This window comes from Streptomyces sp. 5K101 (assembly GCF_046506645.1).
Taxonomy (GTDB): domain Bacteria; phylum Actinomycetota; class Actinomycetes; order Streptomycetales; family Streptomycetaceae; genus Streptomyces.
The window spans coordinates 50,812-76,805 of the sequence record NZ_JBKFFO010000011.1 but is presented as its reverse complement, the minus strand read 5'-3'; the positions used below and the strand labels follow the sequence as shown (position 1 = coordinate 76,805).

Annotated in this window: 20 protein-coding genes; 16 read left to right on the top strand and 4 right to left on the bottom strand. The window is 72.6% G+C overall.

Annotation, left to right across the window (positions count from 1 at the left end):
• Window positions 1–84: 84 nt before the first annotated feature.
• Complete coding sequence (gabT, locus tag ACLB9X_RS21625; RefSeq protein ID WP_410362030.1) at window positions 85–1,419, bottom strand: 4-aminobutyrate--2-oxoglutarate transaminase; 1,335 nt, start codon at window positions 1,417–1,419, stop codon at window positions 85–87.
• 789 nt (window positions 1,420–2,208) lie between these two features.
• Between gabT and ACLB9X_RS21620 the strand changes: the two genes are divergently transcribed.
• From ACLB9X_RS21620 to ACLB9X_RS21560, 13 genes are all read left to right on the top strand, one after another.
• Window positions 2,209–4,326, top strand: coding sequence for an ATP-binding protein (locus ACLB9X_RS21620; RefSeq protein WP_410362029.1), 2,118 nt, complete (start codon window positions 2,209–2,211; stop codon window positions 4,324–4,326).
• Window positions 4,327–4,421: 95 nt separating this feature from the next.
• Window positions 4,422–5,990: a PucR family transcriptional regulator gene (locus ACLB9X_RS21615; protein WP_410362028.1), complete on the top strand. Its 1,569-nt coding sequence runs from the start codon at window positions 4,422–4,424 to the stop codon at window positions 5,988–5,990.
• A 778-nt stretch (window positions 5,991–6,768) separates the two neighbouring features.
• Window positions 6,769–7,722, top strand: coding sequence for an EamA family transporter (locus ACLB9X_RS21610; protein ID WP_410362027.1), 954 nt, complete (start codon window positions 6,769–6,771; stop codon window positions 7,720–7,722).
• Between the two features lie 165 nt (window positions 7,723–7,887).
• Window positions 7,888–9,333 (top strand): aldehyde dehydrogenase family protein, encoded by a 1,446-nt coding sequence (locus ACLB9X_RS21605; RefSeq protein WP_410362026.1) that lies wholly within the window; start codon window positions 7,888–7,890, stop codon window positions 9,331–9,333.
• Window positions 9,334–9,697: 364 nt separating this feature from the next.
• Window positions 9,698–11,083, top strand: coding sequence for a beta-propeller fold lactonase family protein (locus ACLB9X_RS21600; RefSeq protein ID WP_410362025.1), 1,386 nt, complete (start codon window positions 9,698–9,700; stop codon window positions 11,081–11,083).
• A gap of 319 nt (window positions 11,084–11,402) precedes the next feature.
• A complete protein-coding gene (locus ACLB9X_RS21595) occupies window positions 11,403–13,337 on the top strand; it encodes an acyl-CoA dehydrogenase family protein (RefSeq protein ID WP_410362024.1) in 1,935 nt (644 codons plus the stop codon).
• 185 nt (window positions 13,338–13,522) lie between these two features.
• Window positions 13,523–14,320, top strand: coding sequence for a hypothetical protein (locus ACLB9X_RS21590; protein ID WP_410362023.1), 798 nt, complete (start codon window positions 13,523–13,525; stop codon window positions 14,318–14,320).
• A 71-nt stretch (window positions 14,321–14,391) separates the two neighbouring features.
• Window positions 14,392–15,663, top strand: coding sequence for a 1-deoxy-D-xylulose-5-phosphate reductoisomerase (gene dxr, locus ACLB9X_RS21585; RefSeq protein WP_410362022.1), 1,272 nt, complete (start codon window positions 14,392–14,394; stop codon window positions 15,661–15,663).
• Complete coding sequence (locus ACLB9X_RS21580) at window positions 15,660–16,958, top strand: M50 family metallopeptidase (RefSeq protein WP_410362021.1); 1,299 nt, start codon at window positions 15,660–15,662, stop codon at window positions 16,956–16,958. Before dxr ends, ACLB9X_RS21580 begins: the two co-directional genes overlap by 4 nt.
• 175 nt (window positions 16,959–17,133) lie before the next feature.
• Entirely contained in the window at window positions 17,134–18,291 is a 1,158-nt protein-coding gene (gene ispG / locus ACLB9X_RS21575) for a flavodoxin-dependent (E)-4-hydroxy-3-methylbut-2-enyl-diphosphate synthase (RefSeq protein ID WP_410362020.1), read from the top strand.
• A 154-nt stretch (window positions 18,292–18,445) separates the two neighbouring features.
• Window positions 18,446–19,306, top strand: a complete 861-nt coding sequence (locus tag ACLB9X_RS21570) for a GNAT family N-acetyltransferase (protein ID WP_410362019.1) — start codon at window positions 18,446–18,448, stop codon at window positions 19,304–19,306.
• 29 nt (window positions 19,307–19,335) lie between these two features.
• Window positions 19,336–19,884, top strand: coding sequence for a GNAT family N-acetyltransferase (locus ACLB9X_RS21565; RefSeq protein ID WP_410362018.1), 549 nt, complete (start codon window positions 19,336–19,338; stop codon window positions 19,882–19,884).
• Window positions 19,885–19,949: 65 nt separating this feature from the next.
• A complete protein-coding gene (locus tag ACLB9X_RS21560; RefSeq protein WP_410362017.1) occupies window positions 19,950–21,644 on the top strand; it encodes a proline--tRNA ligase in 1,695 nt (564 codons plus the stop codon).
• Between the two features lie 319 nt (window positions 21,645–21,963).
• On the opposite strand, the gene ACLB9X_RS21555 is transcribed toward ACLB9X_RS21560, so the two are convergent.
• The 3 genes from ACLB9X_RS21555 to ACLB9X_RS21545 are packed head-to-tail and all read right to left on the bottom strand — an operon-like array spanning window position 21,964 to window position 23,877.
• Complete coding sequence (locus tag ACLB9X_RS21555) at window positions 21,964–22,833, bottom strand: aminoglycoside phosphotransferase family protein (protein WP_410362016.1); 870 nt, start codon at window positions 22,831–22,833, stop codon at window positions 21,964–21,966.
• Between the two features lie 43 nt (window positions 22,834–22,876).
• Entirely contained in the window at window positions 22,877–23,308 is a 432-nt protein-coding gene (locus tag ACLB9X_RS21550) for a ferritin-like domain-containing protein (protein ID WP_410362015.1), read from the bottom strand.
• Entirely contained in the window at window positions 23,305–23,877 is a 573-nt protein-coding gene (locus tag ACLB9X_RS21545; protein ID WP_410362014.1) for a hypothetical protein, read from the bottom strand. Before ACLB9X_RS21545 ends, ACLB9X_RS21550 begins: the two co-directional genes overlap by 4 nt.
• Window positions 23,878–24,031: 154 nt before the next feature.
• Here ACLB9X_RS21545 and rimP point away from each other — a divergent pair, with 154 nt between their 5' ends.
• From rimP to ACLB9X_RS21530, 3 genes are all read left to right on the top strand, one after another.
• Window positions 24,032–24,547 (top strand): ribosome maturation factor RimP, encoded by a 516-nt coding sequence (rimP, locus tag ACLB9X_RS21540; protein WP_410362013.1) that lies wholly within the window; start codon window positions 24,032–24,034, stop codon window positions 24,545–24,547.
• A gap of 2 nt (window positions 24,548–24,549) precedes the next feature.
• Window positions 24,550–25,545: a transcription termination factor NusA gene (gene nusA, locus ACLB9X_RS21535; RefSeq protein WP_410362012.1), complete on the top strand. Its 996-nt coding sequence runs from the start codon at window positions 24,550–24,552 to the stop codon at window positions 25,543–25,545.
• Between the two features lie 116 nt (window positions 25,546–25,661).
• On the top strand, window positions 25,662–25,940 hold the full coding sequence (locus ACLB9X_RS21530) for a YlxR family protein (protein ID WP_410362011.1): 279 nt from the start codon (window positions 25,662–25,664) through the stop codon (window positions 25,938–25,940).
• Window positions 25,941–25,994: the final 54 nt, after the last annotated feature.

Sequence of the window (25,994 nt, the reverse complement as noted above, 5' to 3'; positions counted from 1 at the left end):
GAGGCCGGGGGGACCGACAGACGGATTCCCATCCCGCCATCGGCCCCCCACACTCTCTTCACAGAGCGGCTCCGTCGTCCCCGGTCAGACGCCTGCGAACGCCTGCTCGATGATGTCCAGGCCCTCGTTCAGCAGGTCCTCGCCGATGACCAGCGGGGGCAGGAAGCGCAGCACGTTGCCGTAGGTGCCGCAGGTGAGGACGATCAGGCCCTCGGCGTGGCAGGCCTTGGCGAGCGCGCCGGCGGCCTCCGGGTTCGGCTCCTTGGTCGCCCGGTCCTTCACCAGCTCGATCGCGATCATCGCGCCGCGGCCGCGGATGTCGCCGATGATGTCGAACTTCTCGGCCATCGCGGTCAGGCGGCCCTTCATGACCTCCTCGATGCGCTTGGCCTTGCCGTTGAGGTCGAGCTCCTTCATCGTCTCGATGGAGCCGAGCGCACCGGCGCAGGCCACCGGGTTGCCGCCGTAGGTGCCGCCGAGGCCGCCCGCGTGCGGGGCGTCCATGATCTCGGCGCGGCCGGTGACGGCGGCGAGCGGCAGACCGCCCGCGATGCCCTTGGCGGTGGTGATCAGGTCCGGGACGATGTCCTCGTCCTCGCAGGCGAACCACTGGCCGGTGCGGCAGAAGCCGGACTGGATCTCGTCGGCGACGAAGACGATGCCGTTGTCGTTGGCGAACTTCACGATCGCCGGCAGGAAGCCCCTGGCCGGCTCGATGAAGCCGCCCTCGCCGAGGACCGGCTCGATGATGATCGCGGCGACGTTCTCGGCGCCGATCTGCTTGGTGATCTGGTCGATGGCCTGGGCGGCGGCCTCGGGGCCGCAGTTCTCCTGGCCGGTGGGCCAGCGGTAGCCGTACGCGACCGGGACGCGGTAGACCTCGGGGGCGAACGGGCCGAAGCCGTGCTTGTACGGCATGTTCTTGGCGGTCAGCGCCATCGTGAGGTTGGTGCGGCCGTGGTAGCCGTGGTCGAAGACGACGACGGCCTGGCGCTTGGTGTACGCACGGGCGATCTTGACGGCGTTCTCGACGGCCTCGGCGCCCGAGTTGAACAGCGCGGACTTCTTGGCGTGGTCGCCCGGAGTCAGCTCGGCGAGCGCCTCGCAGACCTCCACGTAGCCCTCGTACGGGGTCACCATGAAGCAGGTGTGGGTGAAGTCGGCGAGCTGCGCGGAGGCGCGGCGCACGACGGCCTCGGCGGAGGCGCCGACGGAGGTCACGGCGATGCCGGAGCCGAAGTCGATCAGACGGTTGCCGTCGATGTCCTCGATGATCCCGCCGCCCGCACGGGCCGTGAAGACGGGCAGCACGGATCCCACACCGCCGGCGACCGTGGCCGTACGGCGGGCCTGCAGCTCCTGCGACTTCGGGCCGGGGATGGCGGTGACGACGCGGCGCTCCTGCGGGATTGCGGTCATGAGGGGCTCCTGGGGGTGTATCCGGACGCTTCTTGTCTTTCTCCGCAGGCTAGGTGCGGGGAGGGGATGGGGGCATGCGCCGTTCGGGAGTGTTGGGGGTGTGTCGTTGTCCTCGACGTCCATACGCACACGAGCACGCGTCGGGTCGGGGTGGCGCGTGGCGTCGGGGTGCCGCCGTCCCGGGCGGGCGGGTCGCGGCCGCAGGCCCCGTGGCGTCGGGGGCCGCCGTCCGGGCGGAGCCGGGTGGACCGGGCCGCCGGCTGGTCGGGGCGGGCGCGGGTACCACCGCCGCCGTGGCCCAGCGGCGCGGGACGTACCTCCGGAACGGCCGTCCTGGCCGGGACGTGTTGCCCGGGACGCACTGCCGGGACGTGCTGCCGGGCCAGGGCGGCCGGGCCGCGGGCCGCCGGCTCGTCCGGTGGGCGGGTTGACGGCCACCGCGGCCGAGTGCACGGGCCTGCACCGGACCGCCGTCCGGTGCCAGGCTGTGCTGCCGGGCCCGGGCGGCCGGGTGTGGTGGGCCGGCGCGGGCCCCGGCCCCTTGGTGCCGTCCCGGGATGCCCGCATCGGGGTCGCCGTCCCGGGTGCCCCCGGCCCGCAACCGGGCGCGGGTGCAACCTCAGGGCGAGCGCCCGCCGCGCGCACGGCCCCGCCGCGCGACGGGGCCGGGCACCGCACGCGGTGGTGTGCGGCGGGCACGACACCGGGGCGAGTCGCTGAACTCCCTCCGCGCGGGCACTAGATTGACCGTGCACAGACGGGCCTGGCTGGTCAGGGGGCAGCGGTTCAATGGAATCCGAAGGCACATTCGACGCACGCGGCACACGCGCCAACCCCGTGCCCCGTCCGGCCGGACCACCGCCCGAGGCACCCGCCCCGCCCCTGCCGCCGGGGACCCCCGCCGTGCCGGGGCACGCACCCACCACCCGCCCCGCCGTACTGGAGTGGCTGCGCACCCCCCGCCCCCAGGCCGAGCCCGGCGTGTGGCGGCTCGGGCACCGGCCGCGCCCGGAGGAGGAACCCGAGCTCGTCCCGGCCAGGCGGCTGTTCTCCGGCGCGATCATCTCGCTGCTCAGCGGCTGGCTGCTGTGGTCCCTGCTCTGGAACGGCTACCTCGGCCGCTACTGGCTGTGGCCCCTCCTCGTGCTCACCCCCGACTCCTGGCGCGCCGACGCCACCACCTGGGCCAACGCCAGCTACGTCTACTACGCCGTGGTCGGCGGCGGAATGCTGGTGTTCTTCGCCCGCATCGGCCACGTACCCGAGATCTGGCAGCGCTACGTCGTCCGCCGCCGCACACCCGCCCGCCCCGCCCCGCCCGCGCCCGAGGCCGATCTCGCCGACTGGCCCGAGCTGCGCGGCGCCGGGCTCTCCGACGCCGCCGCGCGCCTCGGTGAGGCCGCCCGTTCCGGCGCGCTCGGCGACGTCGACTTCGCGCGCATCCGGCGCGCCTGGCAGAGCGTCCACGCCAGGCCCGAGCGGCTCACCGCGTTCGCCGACACCGTGCGCAGGCACGGACCCGCCGCCTGCGCCCACCCCTCGGGCCTGCGGGACCTGCCCGTACGCGCCGCCACCCACGACCTGGTCACCGGCCAGGTCAAGATCGGCACCGTCGTCGACGACGCCCGCAACCCCTACGCCCGGCGCACCACCGGCGTGGCCCTGGAGCCCGCGCTGCTCGGGACCTCGCTGCTGGCCGTCGGCCCCTCGGGGTCCGGCAAGAGCGTGCGGCTCGTCCGGCCCGTCGTCGAATCGCTGTGCCTGCTCGCCCTCGCCAACCGCGCCGCCGTCGTCGCCGTCACCGCCCACGGCTCCGCCGTCGCCCCGGACGGCGACTTCGACCTGGTCGTCTCCGTGGGACGGCCCGGATCCACCCATGACCTCGACCTGTACGGCGGCGCCGAAGACCCCGACGAGGCCGCCCGCATGCTCGCCGAGGCGCTCGTCGGCGACCTCGCGGCCGGTCTCCCCGGCGGGGACAGCCGCCGCGCCGCCACCGCCCTCGCCCAGCTCATCGGTCCCTACCAGTGCGTCCACGGCCACTTCCCGGCCGTCCCGGAGCTGCGCGAGCTCCTCGGCGGTGCGACCGCGGCCCTGGACGGCCTGCGCGCGGCGCTGGAGGCCCGGGGAGAGGCATCACAGCTGCGCGAACTGGACGCGCGCACACGGCAGTCGGCGCGCGGCGACGACATCGGCGTGCTGCTGTCCGAGCGGATCGCGTTCCTGGACCGGCCCGCCTTCGCGGAGTTCTTCCGTACCGACGGCGAGGGCCGGCAGTTCTCGCTGCGCTCCATCGAGCACCCGTTGCGGGTCCGCATCGACCTTCCCGAGCGCGGTCACGCCGAGGCGTCCCGGATCATCGCGCGGCTGGTGCTGGCCCAGTTCACCGAGGCCGCGCTGACCCGCGGCGACCGCTCGCTGTTCGCCTGCCTGGTCCTCGACGACGCCTCCTACACGGTGACCGGCGACTCGGTGCGCGCGGTGCAGCGGCTGCGCAGCGCCAACGCCGGTGTCGTGTTCGCGCTGCGGACGCTGGAGGACGTACCGGAGCCGCTGCGCGGACCGCTGCTCGGCGCGGTCGGCTGCCGCATGGCGTTCGCCGGCCTCGCCCCCTGGGACGGCGGGCACTTCGCCGAGACCTGGGGCACCGAGTGGGTGCAGACCCGCGACGTCACCAACCGGCAGATCGTCTCCGACGAACCGCTCACCAAGGCGTTGCACATGCTCCGCCGGCTGGCCACGGGCAAGGCGGCGACTGCCGAGGCGGTCACCGTGCGCGAGGTCGAACGGCCCCGCTGGTCGGCCTCCGACCTGGCCCACGGACTGCCCGCCGGGCACGCGGTACTGTCACTGACCAGCGTCCGCGGGGAACACGCGCCGCCGCTCCTGGTCGACCTGCGGACCTGAGCGGATTTCCGGACTGCTCCGCCCTGGCAGAATCGAGGTAGGCCGTTCATACGGGACGGCGAAACTCGCACCTCTGCTCGAAGGGCCCCCGGTCCATGCCGCCCACCCTCGCCTCGCTGGTCCAGCACTCGGCGCTCAAGCTCACCGTGCGCGCCGGTGAGGACCGCCTCGAGACGCCCGTGCGCTGGGCCCACGTCAGCGAGCTCGCCGACCCCGTGCCGTACCTGGAGGGCGGCGAGCTGCTGCTCGTCACCGCCATGACGCTGGACGCCGAGGACCCCGAGGCGATGCGGCGCTATGTGCGCAGGCTGGTCGCGGCGGGAGTGGTCGGCCTCGGCTTCGCGGTCGGCGTCAACTACGAGGACGTGCCCGACGCGCTGGTCGACGCGGCCAAGGAGGAGCGGCTGCCGCTCCTCGCGGTGCCGCGCCGCACCCCGTTCATCGCCATCTCCAAGGCGGTCTCGGCCGCGATCGCCGCCGACCAGTACCGGGCCGTGACCGCCGGTTTCGAGGCGCAGCGCGAGATGACCCGCGCGGCGCTCGCCGAGGGGCCGGCCGCGGTCGTGGCCCGGCTCGCCGCGCATGTCGACGGCTGGGCCGCCCTGTACGACGCCTCCGGCGCGGTCGTGGCCGCCGCCCCCGAGTGGGCGGCCCGCCGGGCCGCCCGCTTCACGGGCGACGTGAAACGGCTGCGCGAGCGGTCCGCGCCCGCGAGCGCGGTCGTCGGCGGCGCGCAGGACGACGACCGTGTCGAGCTGCAGTCCCTCGGCTCCGGCCGCCGCGTGCGCGGCGCGCTCGCCGTCGGCACCGGAGCGCCCCTCGGCACGGCCGAGCGCTACGCGGTCCACTCGGCCGTCGCCCTGCTCACGCTCGCCACGGAACGGTCCCGCTCTCTCCAGGCCGCGGAACAGCGCCTCGGCGCCGCGGTGCTGCGGATGCTGCTGGCCGGTCAGCCGGACCACGCCCGCGCGGTCGCGGGCGACCTGTACGGCGGGCTGCTCGACGCGCCCTTCCGGCTGCTGATCGCCGAGCTGTCCGGCGAGCCGGACACCGACGCCGACGACCCGCTGCCCGCGTTCGCCGAGTCGGTGGAGTCGGCGGCGGCCCGGGCCGGCGAGACGGTGCTGGTGGTGCCCGAAAGCGACGGCCGGCTGGTGATACTGGCCGCCGACGGCGGCGCGGTGGTCGCCTCCTGCACGGCGGCGTACGCGGACAAGGAGGCCGAGGACGCGGAGACCGTCGTCGGGCTCTCCGCGCCGACGGGGACGACGGCGGCCGCCGGGGCGTACAAGCAGGCCGAGCAGGCGCTGTCGGTGGCCCGGCGGCGGTGCCGCGCGCTGGTCGAGCACGAGGAGCTGGCAGCAGGCTCGATCCTGCCGCTGCTCGCGGACGACGCGGTACGCGCCTTCGCCGACGGCATGCTGCGCGCCCTCCACGAACACGACGCCACCGGCCGCGGCGACCTCGTCGCGTCGCTGCGCGCATGGCTGTCCCGCCACGGCCAGTGGGACGCGGCGGCCGCGGACCTCGGCGTACACCGCCACACGCTGCGCTACCGGATGCGCCGCGTGGAGGAGATCCTCGGCCGCTCCCTGGACGACCCGGACGTCCGGATGGAGCTGTGGCTGTCCCTGAAGACGACGGCGACTCCTGTGGCGGATTGACGCCGGCGCGCGTGTGCTCGGCTCGCCTCGCGGCAGTTCGACGCCCCACGCTCGGCGGGGCGAGCCCTCGGGCCGGTCGGGCCAGCTGACGTGCCCCCGCGTCTTCCCGCGTCTGCCGGGCCACCCGGCCCGCGTGCCATGCCACGTCCCGGGCGGGCTTCCACCCGCCCGTCCCAGCTGCCGGGCCGCGCCCCCGGGCGGGCCCCATGCGTCTGCCCGAGCCCGCTGGGCCACGCCGCTCGCGTTCCGTGCCGCGCCCCGGCGGCCCCACGCGTCCGGCTCCAGGCTGCCGGGCCACGCGGGCGGGCCCCACGTGTCTGCCCGCGTCTGCCGGGCCACGCCGCTCGCGTTCCGTGCCGCGCCCCGGCGGCCCCACGCGTCCGGCTCCAGGCTGCCGGGCCACGCGGGCGGGCCCCACGTGTCTGCCCGCGTCTGCCGGGCCACGCCCACTCGCGTTTCGTTCCGCGCCCCGGCGGGCCCCACGCGCCTTCCCGAGCTCGCCGGGCCGCGGCCCCGGGCGCGCCCCACGCGCCTGCCGGGCAGCGCCGCCCGCGTGCCGTGACGCGCCGCCCGCGTGCCCCGCCCGGGACGCGGGTCGAGCGGTGGAGAGCTCCACGCGTCGCGGAAAACCCCACCCACGGCGTGGATTTCACCGTCTCCCTGCCCGATTGCGGGCAGAATCATTGCAGTTCGGCTGGCGACTTCCTATCTTCCTGGCTTGTAACGGCGCGTCACGGCCGAGGCTGCGGCGCGCACATCCAGGAGACGAGGAGCATCGATGCCCCCACGCGTGACCGACTTGGACATGACTGTCGAGGGCATCGAGCCTGCTGCTCCCCAGGGGCGGCGGATCAGCGGTGCCGTCTGGGCCGCCCTCGTCATCGTGTACGTCGTCTGGGGCTCCACCTACCTCGGCATCCGCGTCGCGGTCGAGACCATGCCGCCCTTCCTGTCGGCCGCCGCCCGGTTCGTCGTCGCGGGTATCGTCCTCGGCGCGATCGTCGCCTGGCGCTACGGACCCGCGGCGCTGAAGGCCACCCGGGCCCAGCTGGGCTCCGCCACCCTCGTCGGCCTGCTGCTCCTGCTCGGGGGCAACGGGCTCGTGGTCCTCGCGGAGACCTCGGTGCCCTCCGGACTGACCGCCCTGCTGATCGCCGTCGTCCCCGCCTGGGTCGTCGTCCTGCGCAGGTCCTTCGGCGAACGCCCCGGCCCCGGCGCCTACTTCGGCGTGCTGCTGGGCCTCGCCGGACTCGCCGTCCTCACCCTGCCCGGGCTCAGCGGCGACGTACGGATCGGCGGCGTGCTGACGGTGGTCGTCGCGACCGTCCTGTGGGCGGTGGGCTCGTTCTCGTCGTCCCGCATCCCGATGCCGGCCAATCCGTTCGCGGCCTCCGCGTACGAGATGGTCGCGGGCGGCCTCGGCTGCGCCGCCGTCGCCCTCTCCCGGGGCGAGCAGCACGGTTTCCGCCTGGAGGACGTGTCGGCCCGGTCCTGGACCGCCCTCGCCTACCTGATCGTCTTCGGCTCGCTGATGGCGTTCACCGCGTACGCCTGGCTGCTGCACTCCGCTCCGCTGTCGCTCGTGGCGACGTACGCCTACGTGAACCCGGTCGTCGCCGTGCTGCTGGGCGCGCTCGTCCTCGACGAGCGGCTGTCCTGGCCGATCGCTGTCGGCGGCGCGGTCGTCGTGGCCGGTGTGTGCCTCATCGTCAGCACCGAACGGCGGCGCTGACCTGGGATTCTGCCCGCGCTGCGGCGGCAGCGCCCCGCGCTCTCGCCAAAGCGTCGCAGATCGCCCGGCGACCAGTACACCTCGGACAAACACATCCGCCGGTTCCCGGTCCTACGGTGGGCACAGACCAACCCCCATCTACTTCGGAAGGGCCGGGACCCGGACATGACTGCCACCCACGCCTTCTGGCTCGCCGGCCGCCAGGCCACCGGCGAGGCCGCCTTCGACGTCACCTCCCCCTGGGACGGCCGGGTCGTCGGCCGGGTCTCCGTGCCCACCGAGGCGCAGGTCGAGGAGGCCGTCGCCGCGGCGCACGCCGTGATCGACGAGTTCGCCGCGACCCCGGCCCACGTACGCGCCGCCGCCCTGGACCACGTCTCGAAGCGCCTCGTCGAGCGCACGGAGGGGATCGCCCAGCTGATCTCCGCCGAGAACGGCAAGCCGATCAAGTGGGCGCGCGGCGAGGTCGGCCGCGCCGTCTCGGTCTTCCGCTTCGCCGCCGAGGAGGCCCGCCGCTTCAACGGCGGCGAGGCCCAGCGGCTCGACACCGACGCCGGCGGCCAGGGCCGCCTCGCACTGACCCGCCGCTTCCCCAAGGGCGTCGTCCTCGGCATCGCGCCGTTCAACTTCCCGCTGAACCTGTGCGCCCACAAGATCGCTCCGGCGATCGCGGTCGGTGCGCCGATCATCCTCAAGCCCGCCCCGGCGACCCCGCTGTCCGGGCTGATCCTCGGCGAGCTGCTCGCCGAGACCGATCTGCCCGCCGGCTCCTGGTCCGTGCTGACCGTCCCGAACGAGCAGATGCCCGCCCTCGTGAAGGACGAGCGCCTGCCGGTCATCTCCTTCACGGGCTCCGACAAGGTCGGCTACGCGATCATGGACTCCGTCCCGCGCAAGCACTGCACGCTGGAGCTCGGCGGCAACGGCGCGGCGGTCGTCCTCTCCGACTTCGCGAGCGAGCAGGACCTGGACTGGGCGGCGACCCGTATCGCCACGTTCTCCAACTACCAGGGCGGCCAGTCCTGCATCTCCGTGCAGCGCGTGATCGCCGACGCGTCCGTCTACGACCGGCTGCTGCCGAAGATCGTCGCGGCGGTGGAGGCCCAGGTCACCGGTGACCCGTCCGACTCCGCGACCGACGTCGGCCCGCTCGTCAACGAGGACGCCGCCCAGCGCGTGGAGTCCTGGGTCGACGAGGCCGTCCAGGGCGGCGCGAAGCTGCTGACCGGAGGCAAGCGCGACGGCGCCACCTACGCGCCCACCGTCCTCACCGACGTCCCCGCCGACGCCACCCTCGCCTGCGAGGAGGTCTTCGGCCCTGTCCTGACGGTGACGAAGGTCGACGGCGAGGACGAGGCGTTCGCCGCCGTCAACGACTCCAAGTACGGCCTGCAGGCAGGTGTGTTCACGCACGACCTGCAGACCGCCTTCCGCGCGCACCGCGCCCTGGAGGTCGGCGGCGTGATCGTCGGCGACGTCCCGTCCTACCGCGCCGACCAGATGCCCTACGGCGGTGCGAAGCAGTCCGGCGTCGGCCGCGAGGGCGTGGCCTTCGCGATGGACGACTACACGTACGAGCGGGTGCTGGTCCTCACGGGCCTGGCCCTCTAGTACGTCACCGAACCAACGGCCGGAGCCCACTGTGCGGGGGCTCCGGCCGTTGCCTTGCATGTCTCCTGCCCCCGCCGCGACGGAGACCGCATGGGGGAGCGGACTCGCCCGTACGGCCCTCATCCACCGGCTACGAACGGGCACGGGCTGATCAGGGCACCTAGCGTCGGCTGCGGCGATCATCAGCGCCGCGGCGATCCGGACGTCCCTGACAGGCCATCGATCGCCGCCTTCATCCATAGCACGCAAAGCACTTCGGTGCCGTGCACTGCAGGAGGTCTTCATGTCAGGTATCGCAGTCTCGGGGGCGCCGGGGCGGGGCAATACGGGGCGAAGTCGCGGGGGCGGGGGTTCGTGGTGGGTCATGGTGCGGGCCTGGGTGGCGGGTCTGGCGGTGCTGGCGGGCCTGGCCGTCCCGCTCGCCGTGGCGACGCCCGCGGCCGCGCAGGACGGAACGTTCGCTTACGTCGCCAACCGCGGTTCTGACACGGTGTCGGTGATCAACGACGCCACCAACACGGTCATCACCACCATTCCCGTGGGCGACAGTCCGGAAGGGGTGGTACTCACCCCCGACGGCACCCGCGCCTACGTCTCCGCCTCCGGCGATGACACGGTGACGGTGATCGACACCGCCACCAACACCGTCATCACCACCATCCCCGTGGGCCTCGGCCCCCACACGTTGGCGGCCAGCCCGGACGGCACCCGCGTCTACGTCACCAACTTCTTCGAGGGCACCGTCTCGGTGATCGACACCGCCACCAACACCGTCATCGACACCATCACCGTCGGCAACGGTCCTACCGGGGTGGTCGTTACCCCGGACAACACCCGTGTCTATGTCGCCAATTTCGTCGACAACACGGTGTCGGTGATCGACACCGCCACCAACACCGTCATCGACACCATCACCGTGGGCGTCGCCCCGGAGGGGGTGGCGGTGACCCCGGACGGCGCCCGCGTCTACGTCACCAACAACGGCGATGACACGGTGTCGGTGATCGACACCGCCACCGACACCGTGATCGACACCATCCCGGTCGGCGACGGCCCTGCCTTGCTCGCGGTGACCCCGGACGGCGCCCGCGTCTACGTCGCCAACTCCAACGACGACACCGTGTCGGTGATCTCCACCACCACCGACACCGTCATCGACACCATCCCGGTCGGCGACGGCCCGGAGGGGGTGGCGGTCACCCCGAACGGCGCCCGCGTCTACGTCACCAACGCCAACGCCAACACCGTGTCGGTGATCTCGACCGCCACCGACGCCGTCATCGCCACCATCCCCGTGGAGATCGACCCGCAGAGCGTGGCGATCGGAACCGACCGGACCCCGACCAAGCTGACCCTGAAGCTGGAGAAGAAGAAGGGGAAGGGGAAGGACGTCGTGGACGCCCTGGGCGACGGGGGCAGGAAGGCCCTGGTTCTGAAGGCCAAGCTGACCGCCGAGGGCGAGCCGCTGGAGGGGCAGTGGATCGCGTTCACCACTGACTCCGTCGAGCTGTGCACCGAGACGACCGACAGGCGGGGCAAGGCCACCTGCAAGGTTCCGCGCAAGCAGGACAGCGAGAACTGCTACACCGCGACCTTCGCCGGCGACGACACGTATGAGCCCTCCTCGGCCACCGTCTGCAGGTTCGACGACAAGTCCGACCAGTCGTCAGAGATGGAGGACCTGGAAGGGCCGAGCGGTATCCATGACCTGGCGCAGGCCGCCATGTCCGCGGCGGGCTTGCGGGGCTGAGGCCGCCGGTAACCGTTCGCCCGATGGCGTACGGATCAGGTACGGAGAGTCGCAGGACGACCTGGTCCGTACGCCCCGAGCCCTCGCTCGGCCGTCCGGCGACGCACCGCTCCTGTGGGCGGTGACGTCCTCGGTCCCCGGTCGGGCCGCCCTGCCGGCCGCGGTGCGGTATAAGCGCCAAGGATGGCCCGCAGGGCGCGCGAAGGCTGGTGAGAGTCGGCCGGATCGGGTAGAGACTCACAAGTAGCACCGACCGGTAGTTCCCGACGGATCGAGTGATTCCAGGACTCCACCACACCGCGGCGAGGTGACTCCCTTCATGTCCGCACCGACCAAGCCCAAAGTCTCCGAGCGTGAAGCCCGCCAGGTCGCCGAGGCGGCGCGCGAGCAGGACTGGCGGAAGCCCAGCTTCGCCAAGGAACTGTTCCTCGGCCGCTTCCGGCTGGACCTCATCCACCCCCACCCCCTGCCGTCCACGGAGGACGCGCAGCGCGGCGAGGAGTTCCTCGCCAAGCTCCGCGACTTCTGCGAGACGAAGGTCGACGGCGCCCAGATCGAGCGCGACGCCCAGATCCCCGACGCGGTGATCGACGGCCTCAAGGAGCTCGGCGCCCTCGGGATGAAGATCGACACCAAGTACGGCGGCCTCGGACTCACCCAGGTGTACTACAACAAGGCCCTGGCCCTGGCCGGCTCGGCGAACCCCGCGATCGGCGCGCTGCTCTCCGCCCATCAGTCGATCGGCGTACCCCAGCCCCTCAAACTTTTCGGCACGCAGGAGCAGAAGGACACCTTCCTGCCACGACTGGCCCGCACCGACATCTCCGCCTTTCTGCTCACCGAGCCGGACGTCGGCTCGGACCCGGCGCGCCTGGCCACCACGGCCGTCCCCGACGGGGACGACTACATCCTCGACGGGGTCAAGCTCTGGACGACCAACGGCGTCGTCGCCGACCTCCTCGTCGTCATGGCACGGGTGCCGAAGAGCGAGGGACACAAGGGCGGCATCACCGCCTTCGTCGTCGAGTCGAGCTCGCCCGGCATCACCGTCGAGAACCGCAACGCCTTCATGGGCCTGCGCGGCCTCGAGAACGGCGTCACGCGCTTCCACCAGGTCCGCGTCCCGGCGGCGAACCGCATCGGCCCCGAGGGCTCCGGCCTCAAGATCGCCCTGACCACCCTCAACACCGGCCGGCTCTCCCTGCCCGCGATGTGCGCCGGCGCGGGCAAGTGGTGCCTGAAGATCGCCCGCGAGTGGACCTCCGTCCGCGAGCAGTGGGGCAAGCCGGTCGCCCACCACGAGGCCGTCGGCTCGAAGATCTCCTTCATCGCCGCCACCACCTTCGCCCTCGAAGCCGTCCTCGACCTGTCCAGCCAGATGGCGGACGAGAACCGCAACGACATCCGCATGGAGGCCGCCCTCGCCAAGCTGTACGGCTCCGAGATGGCCTGGCTGATGGCCGACGAGCTGGTCCAGATCCGCGGCGGCCGCGGCTTCGAGACCGCCGACTCCCTCGCCGCCCGGGGCGAACGAGCCGTCCCCGCCGAGCAGTTGCTGCGCGACATGCGCATCAACCGCATCTTCGAGGGATCGACGGAGATCATGCACCTGCTGATCGCCCGCGAGGCGGTCGACGCGCACCTCGCCGTCGCCGGCGACATCATCGACCCCGACAAGTCCCTCGGCGACAAGGCGAGGGCGGGCGCCCACGCCACCGCCTTCTACGCCCGCTGGCTGCCCAAGCTGGTCGCGGGCCCGGGCCAGCTCCCGCGCTCGTACGCCGAGTTCCACCCCCGCGGCCACGCGGACCTGTCGACCCATCTGCGCTACGTCGAACGGGCCGCGCGCAGGCTCGCCCGGTCCACGTTCTACGCCATGTCCCGGTGGCAGGGCCGGATGGAGACCAAACAGGGCTTCCTCGGCCGCATCGTCGACATCGGCGCCGAGCTGTTCGCGATGAGCGCCGCCTGCGTACGGGCGGAACTGCTGCGGAGCACCGACGACCACGGCCGCGAGGCGTACCAGCTCGCCGACGCCTTCTGCCGGCAGTCGCGCATCCGCGTCGAGGAGCTCTTCGGCCGGCTCTGGAACAACACCGACGACCTGGACCGCACGGTGGTCAAGGGTGTTATGGCCGGCACGTACACGTGGCTCGAGGAGGGCGTCATCGACGCGAGCGGTGACGGGCCCTGGATCGCGGACGCCACTCCCGGCCCTTCCCAGCGGGAGAACGTGCACCGGCCGATCCGCTGACCGGCACCGGGGTGCGGCCGGGACGTCCCGGCCGCACCCGCGGGCCCGCCGCGCTCCCGGGCCCGCCGCACCCCGAGCCCGCCGGCCCTCGGCCCGGCCCTCGCCGTGCCCGGAAGGTGGCGCACGCAGCCCCCGCTGATCCACAATCGGCCTTCGATCACGGTCAACAGGGGAGCGCGGCACGGATGTTCGGGGCGGGACACGTCAACAGCGGCAACCGGCACACCCGCCGGCTGCTGCGGATCCGCGGCCTCGCGCTGGCCGGACTGCTCGCCGCCACGGCCGCCTGCGGTGGCGGTGGCGGTGACGGCGGCACGGACGCAGCGGACGGGAACGGCGGCGATCGGTCCGCCTCCCCGTCCCGCTCCGCGCAGCCGGCCGGCGGTGGCGCGCTCACCGAGGCCGCCCTGGAGGCCGTCGCCTTCACGGACGGCGAGCGGATCGGCCCGTACACCGCGAGAGAGCCCGACTTCGCCCCGCTCGGCGAGGACTACACCGCGGATCCGGCCCGGTGCCAGCCCCTCGTCAGCCTCGCCGCGGGCGCGACCGCGCACGACCCGGCCGCCGAGGTCCACCGCGAGGCCGACGTCGCGGACGAGCCGGCCGGCATCGGCGTCCTGGTGCAGCTGCGGTCGTACGCGGGGGACGGGGCCGCCGCCGTGATGAAGGACCTCGCCGGCGCGGGCGACGCCTGCGCCGGCGGCTACACCGAGGTGCGGGTCCTCGTGCGGGCCCGGGTGCTGAAGGCCGAACGCGTCGAGGCGCCCGCCATCGGCGACGAGGCCGAGGCGTTCCGCCTCACCGTCCTCGACGTGAAGGACGATCTGAAGCTGTACGAGTACCTGACCGTCGTCCGTTCCGGTACGGTCACGCTCTCCTTCCGTGCCGACTTCCTCGGCACGAAGGACATCGGCGCCGTGCCCCCGGAGATCATCGACGCCCAGTGGAAGAAGTTCTCCGCCGTCCACGCCGGCGGCGCGTAGTTCCACCTGCCCAGGAGGCGCACGGGGGACGCCCTGTCCGGGCGGACCGGCCTAACGGCCACAATGGAGGGATGAGCGACAGCCCATCACCCCTCGCCGACCCGCACCTGACCTTCGATCCCTCTCAGGGACGCCGGGACATCGTCGTCCTCGGCTCGACCGGGTCCATCGGCACGCAGGCCATCGACCTGGTCCTGCGCAACCCCGACCGCTTCCGCGTCACCGCGCTGTCCGCCGCCGGCGGACGGGTCGGCCTGCTCGCCGAGCAGGCGCACCGGCTGCGCGTCGAGACCGTCGCCGTGGCCCGCGAGGACGTCGTTCCCGCGCTGCGCGAGGCGCTGGCGGCCCAGTACGGCAGCGAGCCCCTGCCCACGATCCTGGCCGGCCCCGACGCGGCCACCGAGCTCGCCGCCTCGCCGTGCCACACGGTGCTCAACGGCATCACGGGCTCCATCGGCCTCGCGCCCACCCTCGCGGCGCTCGAGGCCGGCCGTACGCTCGCTCTGGCCAACAAGGAGTCGCTCATCGTCGGCGGGCCCCTGGTCAAGGCGGTCGCCAAGCCGGGCCAGATCATCCCCGTCGACTCGGAGCACGCCGCGCTTTTCCAGGCACTGGCCTGCGGCACCCGCGCCGACGTGCGCAAGCTCGTGGTCACCGCGTCCGGCGGGCCCTTCCGGGGCCGTACGAAGGCGGAGCTCGCGGACGTCCGGCCCGAGGACGCCCTCGCGCATCCCACCTGGGCCATGGGCCCCGTCATTACGGTCAACAGCGCGACCCTCGTCAACAAGGGCCTCGAGGTCATCGAGGCCCACCTCCTCTACGACATCCCCTTCGACCGCATCGAGGTCGTCGTCCACCCCCAGTCGTATGTCCACTCGATGGTGGAGTTCTCCGACGGCTCGACGCTCGCCCAGGCCACCCCGCCGGACATGCGCGGGCCGATCGCGATCGGCATCGGCTGGCCCGAGCGGGTCCCCGACGCGGCTCCCGCGTTCGACTGGTCCAAGGCGTCGACCTGGGAGTTCTTCCCCCTCGACAACGAGGCGTTCCCGTCCGTGGGACTCGCCCGGCACGTGGGGGAGCTGGGCGGCACGGCGCCGGCGGTGTTCAATGCGGCGAACGAGGAGTGCGTCGAGGCGTTCCTCGACGGGCGGCTGCCGTTCAACGCCATCATGGATACGGTCACCCAAGTGGTCGCCGAGCACGGGACACCCGCGCCGGGAACCTCGCTCACGGTGACGGACGTCCTCGAAGCGGACGCCTGGGCCCGGGCGAGGGCCCGTGAGACGGCGGCGACGTACACACACAGCGGCGAAGAACGGCCTGCGGAGGCTCGCGCATGACGATGGTGTTGACGGTTCTCGGCATAGTGCTGTTCGGCGTGGGGCTGCTGTTCTCCATCGCCTGGCACGAGCTGGGCCATCTGTCGACGGCGAAGCTGTTCGGCATCCGGGTGCCGCAGTACATGGTCGGCTTCGGCCCGACCTTGTTCTCCCGGCACAAGGGCGAGACCGAGTACGGCATCAAGGCCATCCCGATGGGCGGCTACATCCGCATGATCGGGATGTTCCCGCCCGGGGACGACGGCCGGATCGAGGCCCGCTCCACGTCCCCGTGGCGCGGGATGATCGAGGACGCCCGCTCCGCCGCGTACGAGGAGCTGCGGCCCGGCGACGAGACGCGGCTGTTCTACACGCGCAAGCCGTGGAAGCGCGTCATCGTGATGTTCGCGGGGCCGTTCATGAACCTCGTGCTGGCAGTGGCGATCTTCGTCGGCGTGATGATGACCTTCGGCACGCCGACGCAGACCACCGAGGTGGCAGGCGTGCAGAAGTGCGTCATCGAGCAGAGCGAGAAGCGCGACACGTGCGCCGAGGGCGACCCCGACTCGCCCGCCGCGCTCGCCGGGCTCAAGGAGGGCGACAGGATCGTCGCCTTCGACGGGGAGCGCATCGACGACTGGCCCACGCTCTCCGAGCGCATCCGCGACACGATCGGCCCGGCCGAGATCACCGTCGAACGCGACGGGCGCGAGCAGGTCCTGAAGGCGACGCTCATCGAGAACATGGTGGTCAAGAAGGACGAGGACGGCGAGGTCGTCTCCGGCTACGAGCCCGCGGGCTACCTCGGCTTCGCCGCCAGGACCGAGATCCTGCCGCTGTCGTTCGGCGAGTCCGTCGACCGCATGGGCGGCATGATCGAGAACGGCGCCGAGTCGATCATCGCCCTGCCCTCCAAGGTTCCGGATCTGTGGGACGCGGCCTTCGGCGACGGGGAGCGCAAGGACGACTCCCCCGTGGGTGTGGTCGGCGCGGCCCGGCTCAGCGGCGAGGTCCTCAACCTCGACATGCCGACGACCAACATCGTCGCCACGTTCCTGATGCTGCTCGCCGGCTTCAACCTCTCGCTGTTCCTGTTCAACATGCTGCCGCTGCTGCCACTGGACGGCGGGCACATCGCGGGCGCCCTGTGGGAGTCCGTACGGCGGGGGATCGCCAAGCTGTTCCGGCGTCCGGACCCGGGCCCGTTCGACGTGGCGAAGCTGATGCCCGTCGCCTACGTGGTGGCCGGGATCTTCATCTGCTTCACGCTGCTCGTGCTGGTCGCCGACATCGTGAACCCGGTGAAGATCAGCTGACGGAAAGATCAGGGAGATCATCCTCGCGACGGCCGGACACCCTGCGTGTCCGGCCGTCCTCTTTGGGTGGACTCCGGGCGGCGGATGTGCCCGCCCGAACGCCCGTGGCGTAACCTCGGGTGCTGGAGCCCGCCGATCTCGGGACCTCGATCCATACCTTGGGGTTGCACAGCAGATGACTGCAATTTCTCTCGGAATTCCGTCCGTTCCGACGAAGCTCGCCGACCGGAGGGTCAGCCGGAAGATCCAGGTCGGTTCCGTCGCGGTCGGCGGCGACGCACCTGTCTCGGTGCAGTCCATGACGACGACCCGGACCTCCGACATCGGCGCGACGCTGCAGCAGATCGCCGAACTGACGGCGTCGGGCTGCCAGATCGTCCGCGTCGCGTGTCCCACGCAGGACGACGCGGACGCCCTCGCGACCATCGCCAAGAAGTCGCAGATCCCGGTCATCGCCGACATCCACTTCCAGCCGAAGTACGTCTTCGCGGCGATCGACGCCGGCTGCGCGGCGGTGCGGGTCAACCCGGGCAACATCAAGCAGTTCGACGACAAGGTCAAGGAGATCGCGAAGGCGGCCGGGGAGGCGGGCACCCCCATCCGCATCGGCGTCAACGCGGGCTCGCTGGACCGCCGCCTGCTGGAGAAGTACGGCAAGGCGACCCCCGAGGCGCTCGTCGAGTCCGCCCTGTGGGAGGCGTCGCTCTTCGAGGAGCACGGTTTCCACGACATCAAGATCTCGGTCAAGCACAACGACCCCGTCGTGATGGTCAACGCCTACCGCCAGCTCGCCGCCCAGTGCGACTACCCGCTGCACCTCGGCGTCACCGAGGCCGGCCCCGCCTTCCAGGGCACGATCAAGTCCGCGGTCGCCTTCGGCGCGCTGCTCTCCGAGGGCATCGGCGACACCATCCGCGTCTCCCTCTCCGCCCCGCCGGCGGAGGAGGTCAAGGTCGGCATCCAGATCCTGGAGTCGCTGAACCTGCGCCAGCGCCGCCTGGAGATTGTCTCCTGCCCGTCCTGCGGCCGCGCCCAGGTCGACGTCTACAAGCTGGCGGACGAGGTCTCGGCGGGCCTCGAGGGCATGGAGGTCCCGCTGCGCGTCGCCGTCATGGGCTGCGTGGTGAACGGCCCCGGCGAGGCCCGCGAGGCCGACCTCGGTGTCGCCTCCGGCAACGGCAAGGGCCAGATCTTCGTCAAGGGCGAGGTCATCAAGACCGTGCCCGAGTCGAAGATCGTCGAGACGCTGATCGACGAGGCGATGAAGATCGCCGAGCAGATGGAGAAGGACGGCGTCGCCTCCGGCGAGCCCCAGATCTCCGTCGCCGGCTGACGCGTCCCCGCGTTTCCGAGGCCCCGCTCCCACCGGGAGGCGGGGCCTCGCGCCGTCCTGCGCATTCCCGCAGCCGCTCGCGCGGGCCGGTCCCTTTCCCGCAACCGGACACGACGCCGAAGCGGCGGGTACAGTGCCAGGATCAGCAAACCGCATGGTGAGGCCCCTCGTGTTGACGCAGACCACCACCCGGGTCCTCGACCCCGGCGAACTCGGCGCAGCGCTCGCCATCCTCGAGAGCGATCCCGTGGCGAATGCTTTCGTCACCGCCCGGGTCCAGGCAGCCGGTCTCGATCCCTGGCGCCTCGGCGGCGAGATGTGGGGCTGGTACGCGGACGGGCAGTTGCGCTCCCTCTGCTACACCGGCGCCAACCTCGTCCCGGTCTGCGCCACGCCCGAGGCCGTGCGCGCCTTCGCCGACCGGGCCCGCAGGACCGGACGCCGCTGCTCGTCCATCGTGGGCCCCGCCGAACCGACCGCCGCGCTGTGGCGTCTGCTCGAACCGAGCTGGGGCCCCGCCAGGGACGTACGCGCGCACCAGCCACTGATGATCACCGAGAAGGTGCCCGACGACATCGAGCCCGACCCGTACGTCCGCCGCATCCGCAAGGACGAGATGGACGTGATCATGCCGGCGTGCGTGGCGATGTTCACCGAGGAGGTCGGCGTCTCCCCGCTCGCCGGTGACGGCGGCCTGCTCTACCAGGCCCGCGTCGCCGAACTCGTCGGTACGGGACGCGCGTTCGCGCGCATCGAGGACGGCAAGGTCGTCTTCAAGGCCGAGATCGGCGCCGCGACCGCCAAGGCCTGCCAGATCCAGGGCGTCTGGGTCGCGCCCGAGTACCGCGGCCGCGGACTGTCCGAGACGGGCATGGCGGCCGTCCTGCGCTACGCCCTCGCGGACGTCTCGCCGATCGTGAGCCTGTATGTCAACGACTACAACACCGCCGCCAGGGCGGCCTACCGCAGGGTCGGCTTCCGCGAGGTCGGCGCCTTCATGAGCGTGCTGTTCTGAACGGCAGGCCCGGCCAGTAGGGTGCGGCCATGGCAGCAGATCCCGGCGTCGTCATCGGCCCGCTCGACCTGACGGCGCGGGTCGACGAGGCACTCGCCGTCCAGGCACTGGCCTTCGGGCTCAGCGACGAAGAGATCGACATCCGCCGCTACATCGTGCTGCGACACCTGACCAACCCGGGCGCGCGCGCCCTCGGCGCCACCACCCCGGACGACCGGCTCGTCGGCTTCGTCTACGGCATGCCCAACGACCGCGGCCACTGGTGGTCCACCGTCGTCGAGCCGTACCTGCGCCGCAACGGCAAGGACGACTGGCTCGACGACGCCTTCGTCATCACCGAACTGCACGTCCACCCCGGCTTCCAGGCCCGCGGGATCGGCCGCGCGCTGATCACCACCATCACGGACGGAGCCGACCAGCCGCGCTCCATCCTGTCCGCCATCGACGTCGAGAGCCCCGCCCGCCGCCTGTACCGCAGGCTCGGCTACCGGGACCTCGCCGAGCACGTCCTGTTCCCGAGCGCGCCCAGTCCGTACGCGGTGATGGGCGCGCCGCTGCCGCTGCTGCGCGGCAACTGATTTCCGCCTGTCGGTGCGGCCCGGCTAACCTCCTGCACATCACACGTTCCGAGCAGGAGTTCACCATGGCCCAGGTCCAGCGCATGTCCCGTCTGATGATCAAGACACTGCGCGACGACCCGGCGGACGCCGAGACGCTCAGCCACAAGCTCCTCGTCCGCGCCGGTTACGTCCGCCGCAACGCCGCGGGCATCTGGTCCTGGCTGCCGCTGGGCAAGCGTGTCCTGGAGAACGTCGCCCGCGTCGTGCGCGAGGAGATGGACGCCATCGGCGCCCAGGAGGTCCTGCTGCCGGCCGTGCTGCCCAAGGAGCCGTACGAGGCGACGGGCCGCTGGGAGGAGTACGGCGCCGAGCTGTTCCGCCTCAAGGACCGCAAGGGCGCCGACTATCTCCTCGGCCCCACCCACGAGGAGATCTTCACCCAGCTGGTCAAGGACCAGTGCACGTCCTACAAGGACCTGCCGGTGATCCTCTACCAGATCCAGACGAAGTACCGCGACGAGGCGCGCCCCCGCTCGGGCATCCTGCGCGGCCGCGAGTTCCAGATGAAGGACTCGTACTCCTTCGACACCTCCGACGAGGGCCTCGCCGAGTCCTACGCCCTGCACCGCGAGGCGTACGTGAAGATCTTCGAGCGCCTCGGCCTGGAGCACAAGATCGTCTCCGCGGTCTCGGGGGCGATGGGCGGCTCGGCGTCCGAGGAGTTCCTCGCACCCGCCGCGGCCGGTGAGGACACGTTCGTCTACTGCCCCTCCTGTGCATACGCCGCCAACACCGAGGCCGTCACCTTCGGGCTGGTGCCCGTCGACGGCTCGGCCCACGGCCCGGTCGAGGAGCTGGACACCCCCGACACCCCGACGATCGAGACGCTCGCCGAGCACCTCGGCGTCCCGGCGTCGGCGACCCTCAAGAACCTCCTCGTAAAGGTCGACGGCGAGATCGTCGCGGTCGGCGTCCCCGGCGACCGCGAGGTCGACCTCGGCAAGCTCGGCGACCACCTGGCGCCCGCGACCGTCGAACTGGTCACCGCCGACGACTTCGTGGACCGCCCGGACCTGGTCCGCGGCTACGTCGGCCCGCAGGGCCTGGAGAAGGTCCGCTACATCGCCGACCCGCGCGTCGCGCCCGGCACCGCCTGGATCACCGGGGCGAACAAGCACGGCTTCCACGCGAAGAACGTCGTCGCGGGCCGGGACTTCGAGGTCGACGACTACCTGGACGTCGTCGTGGTCGAGGAGGGCGACCCCTGCCCGACGTGCTCCACCGGCCTGAAGCTGGACCGCGCGATCGAGATCGGCCACATCTTCCAGCTGGGCCGCAAGTACGCGGACGCCTTCCAGCTCGACGTGCTCGGCCAGAACGGCAAGCCGGTCCGCGTGACCATGGGCTCGTACGGCATCGGCGTCTCGCGCGCGGTGGCGGCGCTCGCCGAGCAGACGGCCGACGAGCAGGGCCTGTGCTGGCCGCGCGAGGTGGCGCCAGCGGACGTGCACGTCGTCGCCGCCGGCAAGGCGCTGCAGACGGAGCTGGCCCTGGACGTCGCGCAGCAGCTGGGCGACGCGGGCCTGCGCGTGCTGGTCGACGACCGGGCGGGCGTGTCGCCGGGCGTGAAGTTCACGGACGCGGAGCTGATCGGCGTCCCGAAGATCCTCGTGGCGGGCCGCCGGGCCGGCGAGGGCGTGGTGGAACTGAAGGACCGCCGCACAGGCGAGCGCGAGGAGCTCCCGGTGGCGGAAGCGGTCGCACGCCTGCGCGCCTGACGCGACGGGGGCGGGGTCCTTTCCCGGGGACTCCGCCCCCGGGCCCCCGCCTCGCACGGAGGTGGGGCGTGATTCGGGGCGCTGCCCCCGTGCCCGCGGCTCCAACGGCGGCGGGGCGTGATCCGGGGGTTCGGCCCCGCGCCTTCGATGCGGCGGGGTGGCTCGCTGTGCGGGATTCAGCCCGTCCGGCGTTTGAGGACACCGCGCGGAGCGCGGTACGGGGTCCGGGGCGAAGCCCCGTAACGGGGGCCGGGGCGGAGCCACGCGCGGTGCGGGGTCTGGGGCGGAGCCCCGGTTCGGGGAGGGGAAAGGCCCCCCGCTACAACCAGCCCGCGAACTCCAGCGCCAGTTCCCCCTCCGCCCGCCGCCCCGACGCCACCGCGCGGACGCCCGACTCGACCGCGCGGAACAGCGTCCAGCCCCGCAGCCGGTCGCGGTCCACCTCCAGCGAGTCCGCCAGCCTGTTCACCCGGCGGCGGGCCGACGACGCACCTGCGGCCGCGGCCACCAGGTCCTCGACCCGGTCCCGGACCAGCCGCGCCAGGTCGTAGGCGCGTTCGCCCACCACCGGCTCCGGTCCCACCGCGAGCCACGGCACGCGCTCACCCGCCAGCACCTTGCCCTGGCGGAAGTTGCCGTGCAGCAGCAGGAGTTCGGGCGCGGACGCCACCAGTTCCTCGCGCGCCGCCAGCGCCGCCGCGACGAGCGGCTCCCCGGCCCCGCGCGCCCGCATCGCCTCCGCCTGCCGCTCCGTGCGCGCGGCCACCGTCTCGAAACCGTGGCCCGCCGGCGGCTCGACCCACAGCCGCCGAACCGTTCCGGCAGCCTCCAGCAGCGCCTTCGCCTCGGGCAGGGACCGCAGGGAGACGTCGGGCTGCAGCCGCTCCATGAGCAGGCCGTCTCCCTCCTCGTCCAGCAGGCGCACCGCACCCCACCCGTTCCAGTGCGCGAGCGCCGCCCGCTCCAGCGCCGGGGCGGCGGTGGGCGGGGCCAGCTTCAGCGCGGCGGGTGTGCCGTCGGAACGGCGTACGAGAAGAACGAGACCGCTCCGGCCGCCCGGCACCACCACCCGCTCGACGTCGAGCCTCCGCCGGTCCACCGCCTCCTGGACGGTCCGGTGCAGGTGCACGAGCCACTCGTCGTTCTCCCCGAGTGCCCGGACCAGCCGCTGCGGCGGTTCGAGAGCCATACGTGGTGCGTTCCCTTTCCGGTTCGGCCGATTGCAGGTGAGGTCAGCCGCTTCGGCCGCCGGCCTGCTCGGCGAGCCCAGGAAAGGCTACGCCGCTGCCGCGCCAGCGCACGGCACGGACCGCCGCCTCACGCAGCGCCGTCGCGGCCTCCAGCCGCAGCGGTCCGTCCGCGGCCCGTACGAGGTCGCAGTACACGCCCGCGACCCGTTCCTCCAGCTCGGCCGCGAGCCGGACGGCCGCAGCCGAGTCCGGCACGGCGAACGGCAGGGCGTAGGCGGCCGCGGCGACCACCGGTTCGGCGCCGAGGTCGCGGGCCGTGCGGGCGAGCGCGTCCCGGCGGGCCCGGTGCGCCGCGTGGGCGGCGGCGGCCTCGTGGGCGCGGTCGTCGGCGATGCGGCCGCCGACGACCCCGTACCCGTAGACCGCCGCGTGCTCCGCCGCGAGCGCGGCCTGTACGGCGTCCACCGTGCTCATCGCGCGTCCCCCTTCGTCAGCAAGTACGCATGGGCCGCCCCGGCCGCGGCGACCGACGCCAGCAGTTGGGCCAGCTCCGGCTCCGCGTCCGCCAGTGCCGCGGTGTGCTCGTCGGAGGTGCGCCGCTCGGCCGCGGCCAGTGCCGTGAGCGCGGCGGCGGGATCGTCCGGGGCTGGCCCGCCGGCCACGACGGACCGTGACCCCGAGGGCGACGGCGACACCGGCGACGGCGTCACCGGTACGGCGGCCGACGGCGACACCGGCACGGCGGGCGCCGGCTTCCGGTCCGTGAGGGCCGCGACATGCGCGGCCACATCCGTGCGCAACGGCGTCAGCCGCGCGGCGAGCCCGGGATGGCGGGCGATCACGGCGTCGTACTCGTCGAGCAGCGCCTGGCTGCGGGCCGCGAGCCGCCGGCGCAGAGCCCTCTCGGCCCGTGCCGGGTCGGCGGCCGGCCGGCCGGGGGGCCGCTCCCCGGCGGCATCGCCCGAACAACCGGTCACCATCGCGGCAGCGGCCGCCCCCGTCGCCAGCAGCGCACGTCGCCGCGTCGTCCCCGTGCGCCCCACGCCTGTCTCCTCGGCCGTCTAGGTGATCATCGCCGCAGGCGAGCGTACCCGCGGGTCCGGCGCCCGTGGACGGCAACACCCTCCGCGACCGGATACCCTTTCCTTCGACACGCGACGATCCCACAACAGCACACGCGGCCGAGGAGTCACCCGGATGAGCACCACCCAGAGCGAGAGGCTGCGCGGGCTGCTGGAGCCGCTCGTCACCGCCGCCGGCCTGGATCTGGAAGAGATCGAGGTCTCCCGGGCGGGCCGGCGCCGCACACTGAGGATCATCGTCGACTCCGACGACGGCGTGGAACTGGATGCCTGCGCCGAGCTGAGCCGCTCCCTCTCCGAGAAGCTCGACGAGACGGACGCGATGGGCGAGGGCGAGTACGTCCTCGAAGTCAGCTCCCCCGGCGCCGACCGCCCCCTGACACAGCACCGCCACTACGTGCGCGCCACCGGCCGCCTGGTCAAGCTGCAGCTGCACGAATCCGGGGAGCTGGTCGCCCGCATCCTCACCGTGGACGACGCGGGGCTCGACCTCGAGGTCCCGGGCGTGAAGGGGCGCAAGCCCACCGCCCGCCGGGTCGCGTTCGACGAGATCGCCAAGGCGCGCGTCGAAATCGAGTTCAGCCGCAAGGACAAGCAGGACCAGAAGGACGAGAAGGAAGAGGAGGCGTAGCCGTGGACATTGATGTGAAGCTCCTGAGGGGCTTGGCACAGGAGAAGGAGATCGCCTTCGACCTGCTGGTCGAGGCCATCGAATCGGCCCTCCTCATCGCGTACCACCGTACCGAGGGCAGCCGCAGGCACGCCCGTGTGGTGCTCAGCCGGGACACCGGCCACGTGACGGTGTGGGCGAAGGAGGACCCGTCCGAACTGGAGGAGGGCCAGGAGCCCAAGGAGTTCGACGACACCCCGTCGGACTTCGGGCGGATCGCCGCGAGCACCGCCCGCCAGGTCATCCAGCAGCGGCTGCGTGACGCGGAGAACGACATCACCTTCGGCGAGTACGCCCGCCGCGAGGGCGATGTCGTCGCCGGCCAGGTGCAGCAGGGCAAGGACCCGAAGAACGTCCTCGTCAAGCTGGACGACAAGCTCGAGGCCATCCTGCCCGTGCAGGAGCAGGTGCCGGGCGAGGAGTACACCCACGGCCTGCGTCTGCGCACCTACGTGGTCCGGGTGGCCAAGGGCGTGCGCGGCCCGTCCGTGACGCTCTCGCGCACCCACCCGAACCTGGTGAAGAAGCTGTTCGCGCTGGAGGTCCCGGAGATCGCGGACGGCAGCGTCGAGATCGCGGCGATCGCCCGTGAGGCCGGTCACCGCACCAAGATCGCGGTCCGCTCCACCCGATCGGGCCTGAACGCCAAGGGCGCGTGCATCGGCCCGATGGGCGGCCGGGTGCGCAATGTGATGGCCGAACTGCACGGCGAGAAGATCGACATCGTCGACTGGTCGGACGACCCGGCCGAGATGGTGGCGAACGCGCTCTCGCCCGCCCGGGTGAGCAAGGTGGAGATCGTCGACCTCGGCGCCCGCTCCGCCCGCGTCACCGTTCCGGACTACCAGCTGTCGCTGGCGATCGGCAAGGAGGGGCAGAACGCCCGCCTCGCCGCGCGCCTGACCGGCTGGCGCATCGACATCCGCCCCGACACGGAGCACCCCTCCGAGCAGGGCTGAGGAATGAAGCGGCGTGGGTCCCCGTTGGCGAAGACGGGGCTCACGCGGATCAGGACAACATCCGTTCGATTTTTGCCCCAAAGGGGTGAGGTCGGTGCGGGGAGGTAGACTTAAGCGTGTCTGGCCGGACGCATGCCCGCGTGTGCCCTGAGCGAACCTGTGTGGGATGCCGGGAGCGAGCGGCCAAGAGCGATCTGCTGCGCATCGTGGTGATCGAGGGCGAGTGCGTCCCCGATGATCGCGGTACGCTGCCCGGCCGGGGTGCGTACGTGCACCCCGCCTTGGTCTGTCTCGACCTGGCGGTTCGCCGCCGGGCGTTCCCGAGGGCCTTCCGGGTCACGGGACCGCTCGAGACCGCCGACGTCAGGCGGTATGTCGAGCAGGCAGCACCGTAAGAAGAAAGAAGTACGGCACGGAACACCGTGCGGTCAGGTACCTCGCGAGTCGGA